Below are 16,245 nucleotides of genomic sequence, written 5' to 3'. Positions count from 1 at the left end.
CGCCACCCCCGTCACCCGCGTCACTTCATCGTCAGGAACCGCTGCACCAACGCGGCCAGCAGCACCGCCAGCAACGGCAGCGAGAACCAGAAGGTGCTCTGCATCCACCGCAGTTGCCGCACACTCGGCCGCACCGCGACCCGGACGACCTCCCGGGCGGAGAGCAGCACGATCAGCGCAAGCGCGGCGAGCGCCCCGACGACCGACCACGGCGTCCAGGTCACCAGCGGCCCGATCGGACCGGGGTCCGCGGCCGGGACCTTGCCCTCGGGCTGCTTGGCCAGCGCGTACATCGTCACGTCCTCGTTGACGAAGACCTTCTTCAGTTCCTTCCGGGCGTCCAGGTTCTTGATCAGCCGCGGCTCCCAGCTGGCCGAGTAGCCCACGTCCAGCTGGAGGTAGACGACCTGACTGCGGTTGATCATCAGATACGAGTTCGGGCCCGCGTCCTTGAGCGCCTTGACCAGGCCGGACACCAGCACCGGGTCGGTCGGCGCCAGCGTGGGCACGTACTCGACCTTCTCCATGTCCTTCGAACCCCACGGCAGCGACGGCGTCACCACGTTCACCGTGTCGTTGCTCAGCCACAGCAGACGCGCCGTCGGGTCGTCGTGCGCGTACACGTACTCCATGGCGGCGATCTCGCCGCTGCGGGTCCGCTCGAACGGCTCGTTGCCCCAGCGTGCCACCAGGAAGCCGCCGATGAGCACCAGGCCCGCCATCAGCGCGGCCAGCGGAGCGAGGCTCACCCGGTCCTTGTCGCGCTCCTCGACGGTGACGCCGGTGCGCGGGAAGAGGGCGAGGCCCGCGAGCAGGGCCGCGCCGGGCAGGGCGAACATGAAGACCCGCAGGGCCATCTCGCCGCCGTACGACTGCATGCCGAAGCCCAGGAACGGCACGAAGGTGAGGACCAGCAGCGACCGCTCGCGGTACTTGTGCTCGCGCCGCCGCCACCAGCCGTAACAGGCGAAGGCCATCAGCCCACCGGCGAGCAGCACCCGCACGTACAGCACGAGCTTGTGGGTCGAGCTGCCGCCCTCGATCCGGCCGGACACCGAGGACGACACATTGCCGCCGACGCCGCCGACCCCGCCGAACATCTCGTTGAAGTGTCCTGACCAGTACGGCTCGGCCATGAAGCCGATCCACACGGTCACCAGGACGCCGAACAGGACGGGCAGCCCGCGCAGTTCGCTGCGCCCGACCAGGACGAGCACCGTCAGCACGCCCAGCATCACGAACGGGGTGAGCTGGTGGGCCGGGACGCTCGCCGCGAACAAGCCGATCACGACCATGAGAAGCACGGCCCGCTGCCGCCGGTTCGTCGGCTCGACCTCGATCTCGCCGGGGCGCCGCTTCGTCCAGATCACGCCCGGTGCCCGGAACCAGACGAGCAGCACCGCCACGAAGACCAGGTAGAGGAGATAGGTGAAGCCCTGCGGGGAGAAGTAGTCCTGGCCGACCCAGCCGCTGAGCACGAAGATCCAGATGCCGGTCCACTTGGCCCGCCAGCTCGCCCGCATCGAGCGGACAAGGAGGAACATCGGCGCGAGATACAGCAGTTGGATCGCGAGCGGCCACCAGCGGATGACCTCGGTGAAGTCGCTGACCCCGCAGGCCTTCAGCACGAACGCGGCGGCCGCGAAGAAGCCCGGCCAGCTCCAGCGGGCGTCCAGGTCCGGCACCGCGGTCCCGGTCCGGTCGATGTAGTCGAGGAAGCCGAGGTGCTGCCAGGCGGTCGCGAAGCGCGGCTCGGTCTCGATCACGGCGGGCAGCGCGTGCAGCGAGACCAGCGTCGCCAGCAGCGTGACCAGCAGCAGTGCCCGGTGCTCGCGGCCCAGCCACAGCAGCGACGCGAAGACCACCACCAGCAGCCCGGCGCCGATGAGCGTGGCCGTCGGCAGCACGGAGATCAGCCCGAGCCCGCCCATCTCGTCCAGGTCGGCCTCGCCGAGCCGCAGCGCGGGCACCCAGTACAACAGGAGCGCGGCGGTCAGCAGACAGCCGAGGACCACACCGAGACGGGTGGGCAGCAGACGGGCATGCCAGGCCGGAGGCGGTACCTCTGCCGGCTCCCGTACCTCTTCGGTCTCCGGTGCCTCTTCCTGTACGACCTTCTCCTGTTCCTCGCGGTTCTCCGGCTCCTCGAACGGCGCGTCCACCTCCGCCTCGACCGGCCCCAAGGACGCCTCGGAGCCCGGTTCGCGCGCCTCGACCGGCAGCCCCAGCTCCCGCTTGCGCGCCCAGGTGGGCCGACGGTCCTCGTGCACCGCGGGCGTGCCCGTGGGCGGGGTGCCGGGGCCCGGGCGTACGTCGGGCCGGCGCTCCAGGTGGTCGAAGTCGACGTGGATGCCCAGGGCGAGCGTGTCCTGGTCGAGTGCCCAGGCGGGCCCGCGCTTGTGTGCCGCCGGGGCGGGGACCTCGCGCGCGCCCAGGTCGGCGAGGTCCCGGTCGGGTGCCGCGCCGTCGGAGGCGGCACCCGACGCACCCCGGACGATCTTGTACAGCTTGGGTGCGGCGATCGCGACGATCAACGTGAGGGCCGAGATCTCCGCCACGCCCGCGCCGATGAGCCCCATGCGGGGAAGCAGCAGCAGCGTCAGACCGAGCACCAGGACGCACAGCAGGCCCTGCAGCCAGGCGAGGGGGGAGGTGCGGCTCTGCGCGCGCAGCACCGCGAAGTACGTCTCGATGACGACCCGCAGGAGCCCGCCGACCGCGAACCACCGCAGCAGCCCGGTGGCCGCGTCCGCGTAGCCCGCGCCGAAGACGCCGAGGATCCACGGCGCTCCGAAGAACAGCACCGCGGCCACCGGCAGCATGATCCGGGCCATCCGCTTGAGCGCGGCCCGGGTGTTGGCGGCCAGCCGCCCCGGGTCGTGCGAGCCCTCGACGGTCAGGGAGGCGCCCATGTTGATGGCGAGCAGGTTGACCGTGCCGCCGATGGTGGCGGTGATGTAGAAGTACGCGTTGTCCTCGGAGCTGACCTGCGAGGCGATGATCACCGGGATCAGGTAGACCACGGCGAGCGAGAACAGCGAGCCGGTGTAGTCGCCGGCCAGGAACCGCCCGATCTCCTTCCAGGTCGGCGGATGCGCGTGCTCCTCGGTCGCCTTCACCTGCCGGGGCACCAGACGCCGGAACACCAGCCAGCCCAGCGGCAGCACCGAGAAGGCGATCGCCGCGACCCATGACACGAACACGCCGGTCGTGGGGATGGCCACCGCGAACGCGACCAGCAGCCCCAGCTTCACCACGGAGAACACGGTGTTGCCGACCGGCACCCACAGCGCGCTGCGCAGCCCGGTCAGCACCCCGTCCTGCAGCGTGAGCAGGTTCCACGCCACGACGGCCACCACGAAACCGAGCCCGTTGACCGGCGGGTTCAGGAAGCGGTACGACGGCCCCCACATGTCCAGGGTCAGCAGGAAGAGGCCCGCCGCCAGCGCCACGACCACCGAACTGCCCGTGTACGTACGGAAGATCAGCCGCCCGGTGGCGCGGCCCGCGACCGGTATGAAGCGGGCCAGCGCCCCCGTCAGGGTCACCGCGGTCAGACCGGCGAGCAGCTTCATCGCGGCGATCGCGGCGGAGCCCTGGCCGACGGCCGCCTCCGAGTAGTAGCGGGCCGCGGCCAGCCAGAACCCGAGGCCGAGCACCGCGGAGATGCCGGTGTTGAGCATCAGGGCGTAGGCGTTGCGGAACAGCTGGCTGCCCCCCGGCGACCGGCCGAGGCCGGGAAGCCGGAGCCGGCGCCCCGGCCGTTCCGGCGCCCCGGTCGCGGGCGAGGTGTCCTCGTTCGTGGTCGTGGTCGTGTCAGACACGGGAACGGATGGCCTTCCGGCGGACCTGGCGTGCTCTGCGGACCAGGGCGTACCCCTTGGTGAGGGCACGGTCCCGGGCGAAGTTCCGGGCGATCGCACGGCCCTGGACGAGCCGCTCGAACTCCTCGATGCCCGTGCTGCGGCGCACGGTGACGCGTCGCAGGGCGTACGGCCCCTGGCGGCGGCGCGCGAGGCCGTTGCCGACGGCGAGCGCCTGGCCGTAGCCCGTCTCGCGCACCGCCTGCCGCACCCGTTGGCTGGAGTAGCCGTAGGGGTAGGCGAAGGAGGCGGGGACGGTACCGAGTTCGTCGGTGACGATCTCCTTGCAGTGGATCAGCTCGTGCCGAAGCCTGTCCTCGTCGAGCTGGTCCAGCTGCGGGTGGGTGTGGCTGTGCCCGCCGATCTCGACGTCCGCCGCGGCCAGTTCGCGGACCTGGTCCCAGTCGAGCATGGTGTCGAGGCCGGCGCCGGTGTCGTACGGGCCGCGGATCCAGCCGGTGGAGACGAACAGGGTGGCCGCGAAGCCGTGCTTGGTGAGCACGGGCAGGGCGTGCCGGTGCACGCCCTCGTAGCCGTCGTCGAAGGTGATCAGGACGGGCCGTGCGGGCAGCGGGCGGCCGGTGCGCCAGCGGGCGGCGAGACCGGCGGTGGTGACCGGGGTCAGGCCCAGGTCACCGATCAGCGCCAGCTGGGCCGCGAAGTCGTCGGGTGTGACCGACAGTTCGCGGGTCGCCTCGCTCGGGTCGGTGTCGATCGCGTGGTACATGAGGATCGGCACGGATGCCTCAGTCATGTCTTCCCCCCTCGCTGTCCGACAGCGGAGCCACCGAGAAGGTTGCCCCGCCCCGGCGGGCCCGGACACTGCCCACCACGTACCCGCCCGCCGCCGTGAACACCCCGGCGACGATCGCGCCCGCCCGGCCCGCGCCGCCCGGCCGGGCCAGCAGGGCGTCCCGCAGCCCGCGCGCCACCCCGGCCGGCAGGACCCGGGTGGCGTACCGGCGCTCCGACTCCAGCCCTTTGTCGGCGCCGACACTACGCGCCACCAGGGCCTTGGACAGGCCCTCGGCGTACGCGCGCGTACGGAAGTACCCGAAGTGCTCGCGCGCCTCGGGCACCCGGTGGTGGATCACCGCCCGGTCGTCGATCAGGAGGACCGCGTCCGGCCGGGCCCGGGTGAGACGGATGCACAGCTCCGTCTCCTCGCAGCCCAGCGGGCGTTTGTCGCCGTCGCGTCCGATGCCGGTGGCGAAGCCGCCCGCCGCGTCGAAGGCGCTGCGCCTGAAGGACGCGTTGCCGCCGAGCACGTTGCGCACCCGCACCAGGCCGGGCGGCAGCCCCTTGTACGTGCAGCCCACCACCCAGTCGAACTCCTCGGGAAACCAGGCCGGCCGGCGGCCCGAGGCCCAGATGGGCTCCGTACGGCCGCCGACGGCCATCACCCGCGGATCGGCGTACGCCTCGGCGAAATGCCGCAGCCAGTCCCGCTCGGCGACGGCGTCGTCGTCCAGGAAGGCGACGACCTCGCCGCGCGAGGCGGCGATGCCGGTGTTGCGGCCGGCGGACAGGCCGCGGGGGCCCGCGTTGGCGAGCACCCGCACGACTGTGCCGTTCTCGGACTTCTTGCACTCCTTGTACTCTTTGTACTCCTTCGTGAGCCGGTCCAGGAGAGCCGCGTTGTGGTCGACGACCAGCAGGGTCTCCAGGGCCGGCCGGGACTGCGCCCGCACCGAGGAGACCGCCGCGAGGATGTCCTCCCAGCGGTCCTCGGTGTAGACGCAGATCACGACGGAGATGTCGGGACCGCTCAAGACACCTCTCCCCGGACCGAGTCGAGCATGGGGGAGTGGTGCGTCCGGCTGCGCAGGGCACGCCGGTTGGAGCGCTCCCGCAGGATCACCTTGAGCACCCTGATCCCGTCCCGCACGGCCCGCAGATTGCTGGTGCCGTGGATACGGAGGTACTCGTGGCTCGGTATCTCCTGGACCTTGAGCCCTGCCTTGACCACCCGGATGTTCATCAGGGTCTCGACCTCGAACCCGGTGCAGTCGAGGTCGATCTTGTCCAGGCAGTGCCGCCAGAACGCGTTGTAGCCGTAGCAGAGATCCGTGTAGCGGGCGCCGAACTTGCGGTTCACGGCGGTGCACAGCGCCCAGTTGCCGAGCTTGCGGATGAAGGTCATGTCGTCGGTGCCGCCGCCGTTGGCGAAGCGGGACCCCTTGGCGAAGTCCGCGCCCGAGACGAGGGCGGAGACGTACGACACGATCTCGTTGCCGTCGGCCGAGCCGTCCGCGTCGACCATCACGATGATGTCGCCGGTGCAGGCGTTGAACCCGGTGATCAGGGCGTCGCCCTTGCCCTTGCCGCGCTGCTCGACGACCTTGACGTCCGGCCACAGCTCCCGGGCGACGTCGACGGTGTTGTCGGTGGAATTGCCGTCCACCAGGACCACTTCATGGATCCAGTTCGGAAGGGTCTTGAAGACGTAGGGGAGATTCTCCGCCTCATTCATGGCGGGAATCACCACGCTCACCGGCGGTGTGATGGCCAGGTGAGAGGAGATCGGCCGGTATTGGCCGGCCAGTAAGGCGTCCTGGCCTGTGGTGGCCGGGCGCAGATCGAAGCTCATGAGTCTGGTCCCTCTCGTCCGGTGGACCGCCCGCCCCTGGGCGGTCCGGTTTCTGTGTCCGGTTCGAAAGGGGGGTTTCTCACGCACGGCAGCACGGAATTGAGCTCCGCCCCTGCCGGGTGAGCTGGCAAAGCTGGCCGGCCGCCGAAAACGGCTGTCGACCGCGCGGCACGACTCGGTCACCAGTACGGTCACCGAGCACGGCACCCCCCTACCGCGCCCCGCGCCGGGCCATCGCGGTCCTTGAGCCCTCCCCTAGAGCCGCGTAGTGATGGACCGATGCGGGTGAGATGTACGACGGTATTGACGATTGAACCCGTATGGCAAGACCTGGAACGAGCCCTCACGTTTTTGTTGGTTTGACCGTTACCGACGGGACGAGCGGATCTTTCCCGCCCGCTTGAGCAGTTTGTCGGCCGGCTCGAACAACTCCGGACGGGACACCACCGCGTTGCGCAGTGCCCGGGCCGGAGCGCGGCGGACACGATGTCCCACCGCGACCGGGTGACGCCGGGTCACCCACCCCTCGGACACCTGCAGCTCACGTGTCTTCAGGGAGTCCTTGTATTCCTTCTGGCCCCGTCCCAGGTCCAGATAGGCGATGCCGTCGGCGGCGGCCGCCTCGGCCATCCGCAGATGCAGCACCAGGCCGGGAGAGTACTTCGAGTACGCCGGGTCGTACGCCGGGAACCAGCACGCGAGCACCCGCTCGGTGCGCAGCCCGAAGTGCGCGGCGATCGGCTTGCCGTCCGCGTACAGCACGGACAGGATCCCCGCGAACGACTCGGATCGCGTGTGGAACAGGTGCTCCACGAGCCGGGTGATCCAGTCGTGCGCGAAGCGGTCGCTGCGCCCGGTCCTGCGGTACTGCGCGGACTTCCAGTTCATTAGGGTGCGCAGGGCGGCCGGGTCGCGCTCGTCGTGCACGTACGTCACCTCGCCCGCGTCCCGGCCGAGCTTGCGCTCCTTGGCGAGCGTGGTGCGGGTGAACTTCGGTGACTGGGCGCGAAGTTGGCCGAGATAGGCCTCGTAGCCCCGGTCCACGTCCATGACCGGCGACGGGAAGGTGCCGGTGGCCGCGGCCTCGAACGCGGGCTGGCCCTCCACCAGGTGGTCGAACTCCCACAGGGCGAGCCCGCACGCCCGCAGCAGCTCCCGGGCGTCCCAGGCGAACCCGGGCCGGTGCACCACGCCCTGGGCGTCGGAGATGCCGAGACCGATCGCCCGGCCGACGCCGGTGGCGGTCCGCTGGTACGGGAAGAACGCGGCGGGCTCGCCGGCCTCCCGCGCGACCGCGATCCGTACCCCGCGCCGGTAGCGGCCCACCGCGAGCGCGAACTCGGGGGACAGGAACGGGTTCGCCAGCTCCGGTGAGCCGAGCAGGTGGGCCTTGGACTGCATCGCCGTCCACGCCGTCCGGTCGGCCGCGCTCAGCTCGCCCGGGCGGTACACGCTGATGTCCACGTCAGATGCCCTGCCTTGTAGTCGTACGGCCACGTGGCCGTCGTAGCAGAACCAGCAGGAGAAGCACACCGCTGATCGCGGTCACGGCCACGATCCCGCCGCGCACCGACCAGCTGTGCAGGGCCAGCATGCCCTGGGCCACCAGCATGTTGACGACGACCGAGCCCGCGAGCGCGGCGATGGTCCGGCCGAAGGGTTCGAGGCCGCGCAGTGCGGCGGCGATGGCCGCGGCGGGTGCCGCGAGCAGGTAGAACAGCGTGAGCGGGCCGCGCAGGGGGGAGTCCGAGCCGGCGAGTGCGAGGACCGCGCCGAACCCCCCGACGGCCGTCGCGGCGCCCGCGAGCAGCGGCGCCAGGTCCCTCCCCGGTCCTGGTCGCGCCCCCTCGGCGCCGTTCCCCGTTGAAGATGTTGTGCCACGTATGGTCTGCATTGGCGACTTTGCCCCCCGAAGCGCCGGATGCCGGGCTTCAATGTCGCGCAGTCGCACGGGGGCCGTCAAGACTGCGAAGCCGGACAACGGCAGTTCCCCGTGCCCGGTACCGGGCACGGGGAACTGGTTCCTGGTTGCTTACGGCACGATCTTCAGCAGGCGGTTCGGGGAACCGGTGCCCGCGCTGGTGACCTTGCCGGTGGTCGAGCCGTTGATGAGGGCCGTGGCGACCTGGGCCGGGGTGGCCGAGGTGTGGCCCGCCAGGTAGACCGCGGCCGCGCCCGCGACGTGCGGGGTCGCCATCGACGTACCGGAGATGGTGTTCGTCGCGGTGTCGCTGGTGTACCAGCCGGCCGTGATGGAGGAGCCGGGGGCGAAGATGTCCAGAACCGAGCCGTAGTTCGAGTAGCTGGCCTTGGCGTCGGTGCTGGTGGTGGCGCCGACCGTGATCGCCGAGGCGACGCGGGCCGGGGAGTACGAGGAGGCGTTGGCGCTGCTGTTGCCGGCCGCGACCGCGTAGGTCACGCCGCTGGCGATGGAGTTCGCCACCGCGTTGTCCAGCGTGGTGGAGGCGCCGCCGCCGAGCGACATGTTGGCGACCGAGGGGCCCGAGTGGTTGTCGGTCACCCAGTTGATGCCCGCGATCACGCCCGCGGTGGTGCCGGAGCCGGCGTTGTCGAGCACGCGGACCGCCACGATCTTCGCCTTCTTGGCGATGCCGTAGGTCGAGCCCGCGATCGTGGTGGCCACATGGGTGCCGTGGCCGTTGCCGTCGGAGGCGGTGGTGTCGCCGTCGACCGCGTCGTAGCCGTACGAGGCACGGCCGCTGATCTGGGAGTGCGTGATTCGTACGCCGGTGTCGATGACGTACGCCGTCACACCGGTGCCCGCGGAGTCCGGGTAGGTGTAGGTGCCGGACAGGGGCAGCGAGGTCTGGTCGCTGCGGTCCAGGCCCCAGGGCGCGCTGGACTGGGTGGTGTCGGTGAGCTGGACGCGCTGGTTCTGCTCGACCACGGCCACCGACGGGTCGGCGGCGAGTCTCTTGGCCTCGGTGGCGGAGAGGGTGGCGGTGTAGCCGTTCAGCGCGGCGCCGAACGTCTTCCTGACCGAGCCGCCGTACTCCTTGATGAGGCTCTTGCCTTCGCTGGAGGACGCCTTGAAGCCGGCGTCCTTCTTGAGCGTGACGATGTAGCTGTCCTTGATCGCCGTGGGGGATCCGGCGGCCAGGACCTTGCCCTCGGCGGGGGCGGCCTGGGCGGGGAGGGTGGTCAGTCCGCCCACGAGGGCGGCGGTCGCCAGGCTGGTTATCGCGGCGAGCCGGATTTTGTTGCTACGCAGTTGTGCCATTACGAGGGAGTCCTCCTCATAGGCGACGCGTGCCTGGGTGGGGCGCGCGTCTGTGGGGGGTGCGCGCGTCGTCGCACGCACGGCTGTGGAGCGTCGCGTTCCGCCCCACGGCTGTGTAAAGAATCAGTGGTCTACGGGCGTAGATCAAGGGACTTGAGGACCTGTCACATGTTTGTCATGGACGCGTAATCGACGGGTTGTCAGCGCGCCCGAAAAGTCTTGGCATGAACACTTCCCGTCAACACGCGTAGTTGCTACGACGGTTGTGGCAGAGATCCTGCTAAGGGAGGTTCCATGAGACGTTCCCGATTTGCCGCATACGTCGGCTCGCTCCTCCTCGCCGCCGTCACCGCCCTCACCGGGGCCACGACCGCGCAGGCATCCCAACTAGCCGCCCCAGGCGGCTATGTGGCCCTCGGCGACTCCTACTCCTCCGGGGTCGGCGCGGGCGGCTACCTCTCCGCGAGCGGCGACTGCAAGCGCAGCACGAAGGCCTATCCCTACCTCTGGGCCGCCGCCCATTCACCCTCGTCGTTCGACTTCATCGCTTGCTCGGGCGCCCGAACGGGTGATGTTCTGGCGAGTCAGCTCACCCCGCTCAGCGTCACCACCGGCCTCGTCTCGATCAGCGTCGGCGGCAACGACGCAGGGTTCGCCGACGTCATGACGACCTGTGTGCTCCAGTCCGACAGCGCCTGCCTGTCCCGGATCAACACCGCGAAGGCGTACGTCGACTCGACCCTGCCCGGCAAGCTCGACGGCGTCTACTCGGCGATCCGCTCCAAGGCGCCCAACGCCCGTGTGGTCGTGCTCGGTTACCCCCGCTTCTACAAGCTCGGCACCGCCTGCCTCGGCCTCTCCGAAACCAAACGGAAGGCGATCAACGACGCGGCCGACTATCTCGACACCGCCATCGCCAAGCGCGCCGCGAACTTCGGCTACGTCTTCGGCGACGTCCGCACCACCTTCACCGGCCACGAGCTCTGCTCCGGAAGCTCCTGGCTGCACAGCCTCAACCTGCTGAACATCGGCGAGTCGTACCACCCCACCGCGGCCGGCCAGTCCGGCGGCTACCTGCCGGTCCTCAACGGCCTGGCCTAGGGCCTGGCCGGCGGATCGGGGCGCGGGAAATCGGCGGCGCCTGATGAACGCCGGTGAGCGGCTAGTGTCACTGCGCCCCCGCGTCTGCGGCATGATCCGCCGGCCGGGCCCTGACCGTCACGAGGAAGGCGAAGCGGAAGCGGAGGCCCCGTCCGGCGGGGTCTCCGTCACGCAGGTCACCGAGAACGGCACCGAGTTGGACGTCGTCTCCACCGGAGAGCGGACCTCGACACTGATCTCGTTCTCCAGGCTGCCGTTCTCGTCGTTCGTCGTCACGAACGCCGTGTCCTGCTTGGTCAGACCGCCGCCCGCCGGGAACGAGAGGGTCTTCCACCCCTGGTCCATGATCTGGCCGTCCTTGGACACCCAGCGGTAGGTCACCTCCGACGGCAGGCTGCCCACCGTGAGCGTCGCCGTGAAGGCGGGCGCCTCGTCCTGCGGGGGCGGGCAGGTGCCGGTGTACTCCGTGTGCGCGCCGGCCAGCGTGACCTTCACCGACGCGGGCGGAGCGGAGGTCGTGGCGCTGCTGCTGGGGCTCGGGCTCGGGGAGCGGCTCGGCTCCGCCGTGTCACTGCGGTCGGGGTCGCTCACCGAGGGCGAACTCAGGCCTGTCGTCTCGCTCTTGGGGCCTCCGGCCTCCTTGCCGTCGTCATCGCGGTTCAGCAGCGCGTACGTCAGTCCGGCGACCGCCAGTGCGAGGGCGACGATCCCGGCGATCAGGACGACGGCGGCTCGGCGGTTGCGACGGGGCTCCTCGGCCGTGGCCGTGCCTCCCGATTGGGTCCACGGAGGTGGCGGCGGGACGGGCGCCGTCGCTGACGACTGGGCGTGCGCCGGCGGGGGTTGGGGCGGCTGCTGGTAGGCGGCGATCGTCGGCGTGTAGGGCGAGGCCTGGACGGCGTCCGAGCGGAGGGTGCCTCCCGCGCCGATCACCCGCAGATCCTGCTCGGCCCGGTCGGCGGGCAGCCGCTCGGCCGGGTCCTTGCGCAACAGCCCCTCGATCACGGGGGCGAGCGGACCGGCCCGGTGCGCCGGCGGCAGCTCCTCGTCGACGATCGCGCGCAGCGTGCTGAGCGGGGTGTTCTGCCGAAAGGGGGAGTTGCCCTCGACCGCCGCGTACAGCAGCACGCCGAGCGACCACAGGTCCGACTCCGGGCCGGGCGTGCGGCCCAGCGCCCGCTCCGGCGCCAGGAACTCCGGCGAGCCGATGACCTCGCCGGTCATCGTCAGCGCGGAGCTGCCCTCGACCATCGCGATACCGAAGTCGGTCAGCACCACGCGTCCGTCGTTCGACAGCAGGACGTTGGCCGGCTTCACGTCCCGGTGCAGCACCCCCGCCTCGTGCGCGGCCCGCAGCGCGGCCAGCACCTCCGCGCCGATGTGCGCGGCGCGCTGCGGGGTGAGCGGGCCCTCGGCCTCCAGGAGCTCGGCCAGCGAGATGCCCCGGACCAGCTCCATGACGATCCAGGGGCGGTGGTCCTGGGTGGCCACGTCGTACACCGTCACCACGTTGCGGTTGGAGATCCGGGCCGCCGCCCATGCCTCCCGCTCCAGTCGCGCGTACATCCGCTCGATGTCCGCGCCGGGCAGTCCGGAGGGCGCGCGCACCTCCTTGACGGCGACCTCGCGGTTGAGCAACTCGTCGCGGGCGCGCCACACCGTTCCCATGCCGCCCTCGCCGAGCGGGGACAGCAGACGGTAGCGGCCCGCGATCAGACGTTCACTGCCCGGTTCTTCGGACACGTGCGCCCCCTCTTCGCATCCGCGAGATTTCTCCCCAAAAGTAACTCAGCCGAGTGCGGATGCCGCCCCCTTGAGCACCAGTCCGGCCCCGAGGGCCACGACGACGAGCGCGGAGCCCAGCGGTGCGGTCCGGCGGACCAGGGCCGTCAGCGGGCTGCTCGACCAGCGCGGGCGTTTGTCCAGCACCCGCGTGACTCCGGTACCCAGCTTGACGACCGCGAAGCCGGCCGCGGTGAGGGTGAGGGCGAGCCCGACGCCGTACGCGACGACGAGCAGCAGCCCGAACCAGGCCTGCCCGAGCGCCGCCGCGCCGACGAGTACGACGACGGCGGACGGACTGGGCACGAGGCCGCCGGCGAAGCCGAGGAGGATCGTGCCGCGGAGGGTGGGGGCGGTGGCGTGGGTGTGGGTGAAGCCGCCGTGGGTGTGTTCGACGGTGTGGGGGTGGGCGTGGGGGTGGTCGCCTTCGTGGCTGTGCCGGTGGTCATGACTGTGGTCGTGGTCGTGGTCGTGGTCGTGGTGGGGGTGGGCGTGCGGGTGCGGGTGAGGGTCTTCGTGGGTGTGGCCCGTGGGTGTGGCCTGGCTGTGGGCGCCGACCAGGACCGGCGTGCGCTCGTGGGCGTGGGCGTGCGGGTGAGGGTGTCCGTGGTCATGGTCGTGGTCGTGCGGGTGGGGGTGGTCGTGTCCGTGTGGCGGTCGGCGGTTTCGCCAGGCCCGTCGTACGAGGGTCGCGCCCGCCATCGTCACCAGGGCGCCGCTCGCGATGCCCAGCCAGGCGATCACCGAGGGTGCCGCCGCCGAGCCGGCCGTGACCAGGAGGCCGAGGGCGACCACGCCGAGGGTGTGGGTGACCGTCACGGAGGCGGCGAGGGGCAGGACGTCCTTCATCCGGGCCCGCCCTCCCCGTGCCGCGGCCACCGCCGCCATCAGGGTCTTGCCGTGGCCCGGTGCGAGGGCGTGCATCGCGCCGAGGGCGACGGCGATGAGCAGGGCGAGCGCGGCGAAGCCGACGGTGAGGTCGTTGCGGGCGACCAGGGAGTCCAGGGCCCGGGTCCAGCGGTCGGCGCCGCGTGGCAGGACGGAGGAGGCGGGGGCGTCCGTCTGCTCCTCGACGAGGGCCGGGCCGCCGGGCCGTACGCGCAGGGCGGCCGTGCTGGTGTCGGCGGGGGAGGAGAGCAACTCCTCGGGATACGCGGTCAGTTCGCGGGACGGCGACGTCGTCGGTACGTCCGACTCGGTGAGCGTCGTGCGGTCGCCGCGCGCGGTGATCTCCCGCCAGCCGGGGCCGGAGTCCGCGGCCGCGCTGCGGAAGCCGAGGGTGACCGCGTCGCCCTCGGGGAGCGGGGCCGTGAGGCGGCACTCCACGCGGAGGGTGTCGAGGCCGGCCTGGCCGGGGCGCAGGCGTGCCGTGCTGCTCTCCGGGGTGAGGGCGACGGTACGGCCGTCGACGGCGACCCTGCTGCCCTCAGCGGCCTGGGCGCACCGCTGCCGGGCCCACTCGGTCATGCCCAGCCGCTCGATCTCCGGACCGGCCTGCGTCGCCGGGATCTCGGCGAGGTCCTCGACGTGGTCGACGCGCAGTTCGCCGGGGGCGGTGACGAGGCCGTCGTAGTGGTTGACGGTGAAGTTGCCGAGGGGGTGGGCGCCGGCCGTCCCCGAGGGCACGAGCACGAGCGCGCAGGCCGCCGTGAGGACTGCCGCGGCGGAGGCGAGGACGCGGCGACGGGGCCGGGACTGATGGTGGGGCTGGAGCTGGGGCCGGGACTTCACTTGGCCGCCTCCAGCGTCTTACGGGCCTCACGGGCGCCCAGGGGCGAGAAGCCGGGGTTGAGGTCCAGGGCCGCCTTCAAGTGGGTGCGGGCCTCCTTCTCGTCGCCCGCGGCGTGTTCGATCACACCGCGGTGGTACAGGAAGGCGGCGTTGCGGTAGCCGGTGGCCGTGGCCCGGCGGGCGTACGGCAGGGCCTCCGCGTCGCGGCCGTTGACGTGCAGGGCCCAGGCGAGGGCGTCCGCGGTGTGCACGGTGTGACGGCGGGCCCATTCGGCGCGGGCCGCGCGCAGGGCCTCGGCCCTGTCGCCGTGGTCGGCGGCGGCGAGCGCGGTGTCGAGGTCGGCGTTGACGCCGCCCGCCCGGGCGAGTGCCGTCCAGGCGTCCACGAGGGCGTACTGGTCGCCGGCCTTCGCCCGGTCGCCTTCGGCGCCGCGGGCCTCGTACAGCTCGCCGAGTGCGACGAGCGGGCCGGGCAGCGGGTAGCGGGCGACGACGGCCTCCATGCCCTTGATCGCGGCCGCCCGGTCGCCGTTCGCGGCCTGGGTGCGGGCGCGGCCCTCCAGGGCGGGCAGATAGGTGTCGTCGGCGGCGAGGGCGCGCGCGTAGTGGTTCAGGGCCGTCTCGTACTCGCCCTGGTTCCAGGCGAGTTGGCCGAGCGCGGTGGCCACGTACGCCACGTCTCCGGGGGCCGTGGCGGACGCGAGCGCCTGCTCCAGCACCCGGCGCGCGGTGCGCACGTCGCCGCGCAGCTCGTGCACGTACGCGTACCGCGTGAAGACGGGAATGCCCGGCCGGCGCTCGTCCGCGAGCTCGGCGGCCTTCAACGCGTCGTCGTAGCGGCCGAGTTCGACGAGCGCGTCGACACGGGAGGACAGGGCGCGCTCGCTGTACGGGTTCTGCTCCAGTGCCTGGTCGGCGTAGGCGAGCGCGTCCTCGAAGTCGTGCCGCGCCGCGGCGAGGGCGGCGCGGCCGGCGAGCGCCTGGACGTTGTCCGGCTCCAGGCCGAGGGAGCGCTTCAGCGCCCGCTCGGCCTGCGGATAGCGCGACGGGTCGCCCTTGGTCCGGGCCTGCTCGACATAGGCGAGCCCGAGCGTGGCCCAGCCGCCGAAGTCCCTCGGCTGGGCGCGCAGATGAGCCTGCAGGGCGGTGATGCTCGCGTCGAGGTCACCGCCGGTGAGCAGTTCGGGCGACACGGCGGCGGGCGCGGAAACGACCTCCGCCGTGCCGCCGTCCCGCACGGCACCGACCGCAATGGAACCCGCGGTGAACGCGATGGCCAACAGCACCGCACAACCGGCCAGTTGACCGGCCCGCCAACGCCGCCCGGCAGCCCCCACCCGCCGCACGGCGGCAACGCGCTGATCGGTCACGGCGATCTCGGAGCCCCGAGCGGGACGGGTCGCCTCCGGCGTGGCTTGGGTATCGGGCCGAGGGTCCGCTGACGCGGTGTCGGCCTCCGGCGGGGTTGTGCTCTGGGGTGGGGGTGCTTTCGAGTCGGTCTCTGGCTTGAGTTGAGCGGTCTCCGGGGTAGCTCGAGTGCCGGGCCCAGGATCCGCTGACGCGGCCCCCGCCCCCGCCCCCGTCCGGGACGCGCTCCGCGGCTGGGCTGATGTCGAGTCGGCCCCCGGCTTGGGCCGAGCTGTCTCCGGGGTGCCCTTGGCCTCCGGCGCGACCGGCTCCGGGGCGGAGGCGGTTGGCGCAGCCGAAGAATCCGGGCCCGCGCCCGCGCCCGCCTCCGGCACGGTGGCTGTGCTCGCCCCGTCCACGGGCACCGGCACAGCAGCCGCAGCCATACCGGCGCCGTCTTCGTGTCCGGGCCCCGCGGCCACGGCCATACCCGCGCCGCCTTCGTGTCCCGGCCCCGCGTCCATGCCCGGGCCACGCTCGCGCTCCGGCGGCGCCGTCGGCTCTGCGCCCTGGTCGTTCTCCGGTGCGCT

11 protein-coding genes are annotated in these 16,245 nt (G+C 71.9%); 1 reads left to right on the top strand and 10 read right to left on the bottom strand.

Going from position 1 to position 16,245, the window contains the following annotated elements; all coding sequences use genetic code 11:
• Window positions 1–20 precede the first annotated feature (20 nt).
• The 7 genes from QFZ76_RS12100 to QFZ76_RS12070 form a co-directional block, all read right to left on the bottom strand.
• Window positions 21–3,824: a lipopolysaccharide biosynthesis protein gene (locus tag QFZ76_RS12100; protein ID WP_307673720.1), complete on the bottom strand. Its 3,804-nt coding sequence runs from the start codon at window positions 3,822–3,824 to the stop codon at window positions 21–23.
• On the bottom strand, window positions 3,817–4,617 hold the full coding sequence (locus QFZ76_RS12095) for a polysaccharide deacetylase family protein (RefSeq protein ID WP_307673719.1): 801 nt from the start codon (window positions 4,615–4,617) through the stop codon (window positions 3,817–3,819). The genes QFZ76_RS12100 and QFZ76_RS12095 overlap by 8 nt, the downstream gene beginning before the upstream one ends.
• Window positions 4,610–5,635 carry a glycosyltransferase family 2 protein gene (locus QFZ76_RS12090; protein ID WP_307673718.1) on the bottom strand — a complete coding sequence of 342 codons (1,026 nt, stop codon included), beginning with the start codon at window positions 5,633–5,635 and terminating at the stop codon, window positions 4,610–4,612. The genes QFZ76_RS12095 and QFZ76_RS12090 overlap by 8 nt, the downstream gene beginning before the upstream one ends.
• Window positions 5,632–6,453: a glycosyltransferase family 2 protein gene (locus QFZ76_RS12085; RefSeq protein ID WP_307673717.1), complete on the bottom strand. Its 822-nt coding sequence runs from the start codon at window positions 6,451–6,453 to the stop codon at window positions 5,632–5,634. Before QFZ76_RS12085 ends, QFZ76_RS12090 begins: the two co-directional genes overlap by 4 nt.
• A gap of 366 nt (window positions 6,454–6,819) precedes the next feature.
• Window positions 6,820–7,917, bottom strand: a complete 1,098-nt coding sequence (locus tag QFZ76_RS12080; protein ID WP_307673716.1) for a GNAT family N-acetyltransferase — start codon at window positions 7,915–7,917, stop codon at window positions 6,820–6,822.
• 1 nt (window position 7,918) lies between these two features.
• Window positions 7,919–8,347, bottom strand: coding sequence for a hypothetical protein (locus tag QFZ76_RS12075; protein ID WP_307673715.1), 429 nt, complete (start codon window positions 8,345–8,347; stop codon window positions 7,919–7,921).
• A gap of 138 nt (window positions 8,348–8,485) precedes the next feature.
• Window positions 8,486–9,694, bottom strand: coding sequence for a S8 family peptidase (locus QFZ76_RS12070; protein ID WP_307673714.1), 1,209 nt, complete (start codon window positions 9,692–9,694; stop codon window positions 8,486–8,488).
• Between the two features lie 294 nt (window positions 9,695–9,988).
• On the opposite strand from QFZ76_RS12070, the gene QFZ76_RS12065 reads away from it, so the two are divergent.
• The gene (locus QFZ76_RS12065; protein WP_307673713.1) at window positions 9,989–10,795 is read left to right on the top strand and encodes an SGNH/GDSL hydrolase family protein; all 807 of its coding nucleotides are present in this window, start codon (window positions 9,989–9,991) and stop codon (window positions 10,793–10,795) included.
• A gap of 117 nt (window positions 10,796–10,912) precedes the next feature.
• Here QFZ76_RS12065 and QFZ76_RS12060 read toward each other — a convergent pair whose 3' ends face one another.
• Genes QFZ76_RS12060 through QFZ76_RS12050 form a run of 3 tightly spaced genes read right to left on the bottom strand, consistent with a single transcriptional unit; the run spans window position 10,913 to window position 16,101 of the window.
• Window positions 10,913–12,538 carry a serine/threonine-protein kinase gene (locus QFZ76_RS12060; RefSeq protein ID WP_307673712.1) on the bottom strand — a complete coding sequence of 542 codons (1,626 nt, stop codon included), beginning with the start codon at window positions 12,536–12,538 and terminating at the stop codon, window positions 10,913–10,915.
• Between the two features lie 45 nt (window positions 12,539–12,583).
• On the bottom strand, window positions 12,584–14,308 hold the full coding sequence (locus QFZ76_RS12055; protein WP_307673711.1) for a sulfite exporter TauE/SafE family protein: 1,725 nt from the start codon (window positions 14,306–14,308) through the stop codon (window positions 12,584–12,586).
• Window positions 14,305–16,101: a tetratricopeptide repeat protein gene (locus QFZ76_RS12050; protein ID WP_373464512.1), complete on the bottom strand. Its 1,797-nt coding sequence runs from the start codon at window positions 16,099–16,101 to the stop codon at window positions 14,305–14,307. The genes QFZ76_RS12055 and QFZ76_RS12050 overlap by 4 nt, the downstream gene beginning before the upstream one ends.
• Between the last annotated feature and the right edge of the window lie 144 nt (window positions 16,102–16,245).

The organism is Streptomyces sp. V4I2, from assembly GCF_030817655.1.
Classification (GTDB): Bacteria; Actinomycetota; Actinomycetes; order Streptomycetales; family Streptomycetaceae; genus Streptomyces; species Streptomyces plumbiresistens.
This window is presented reverse-complemented; position numbering and strand designations above follow the sequence as displayed.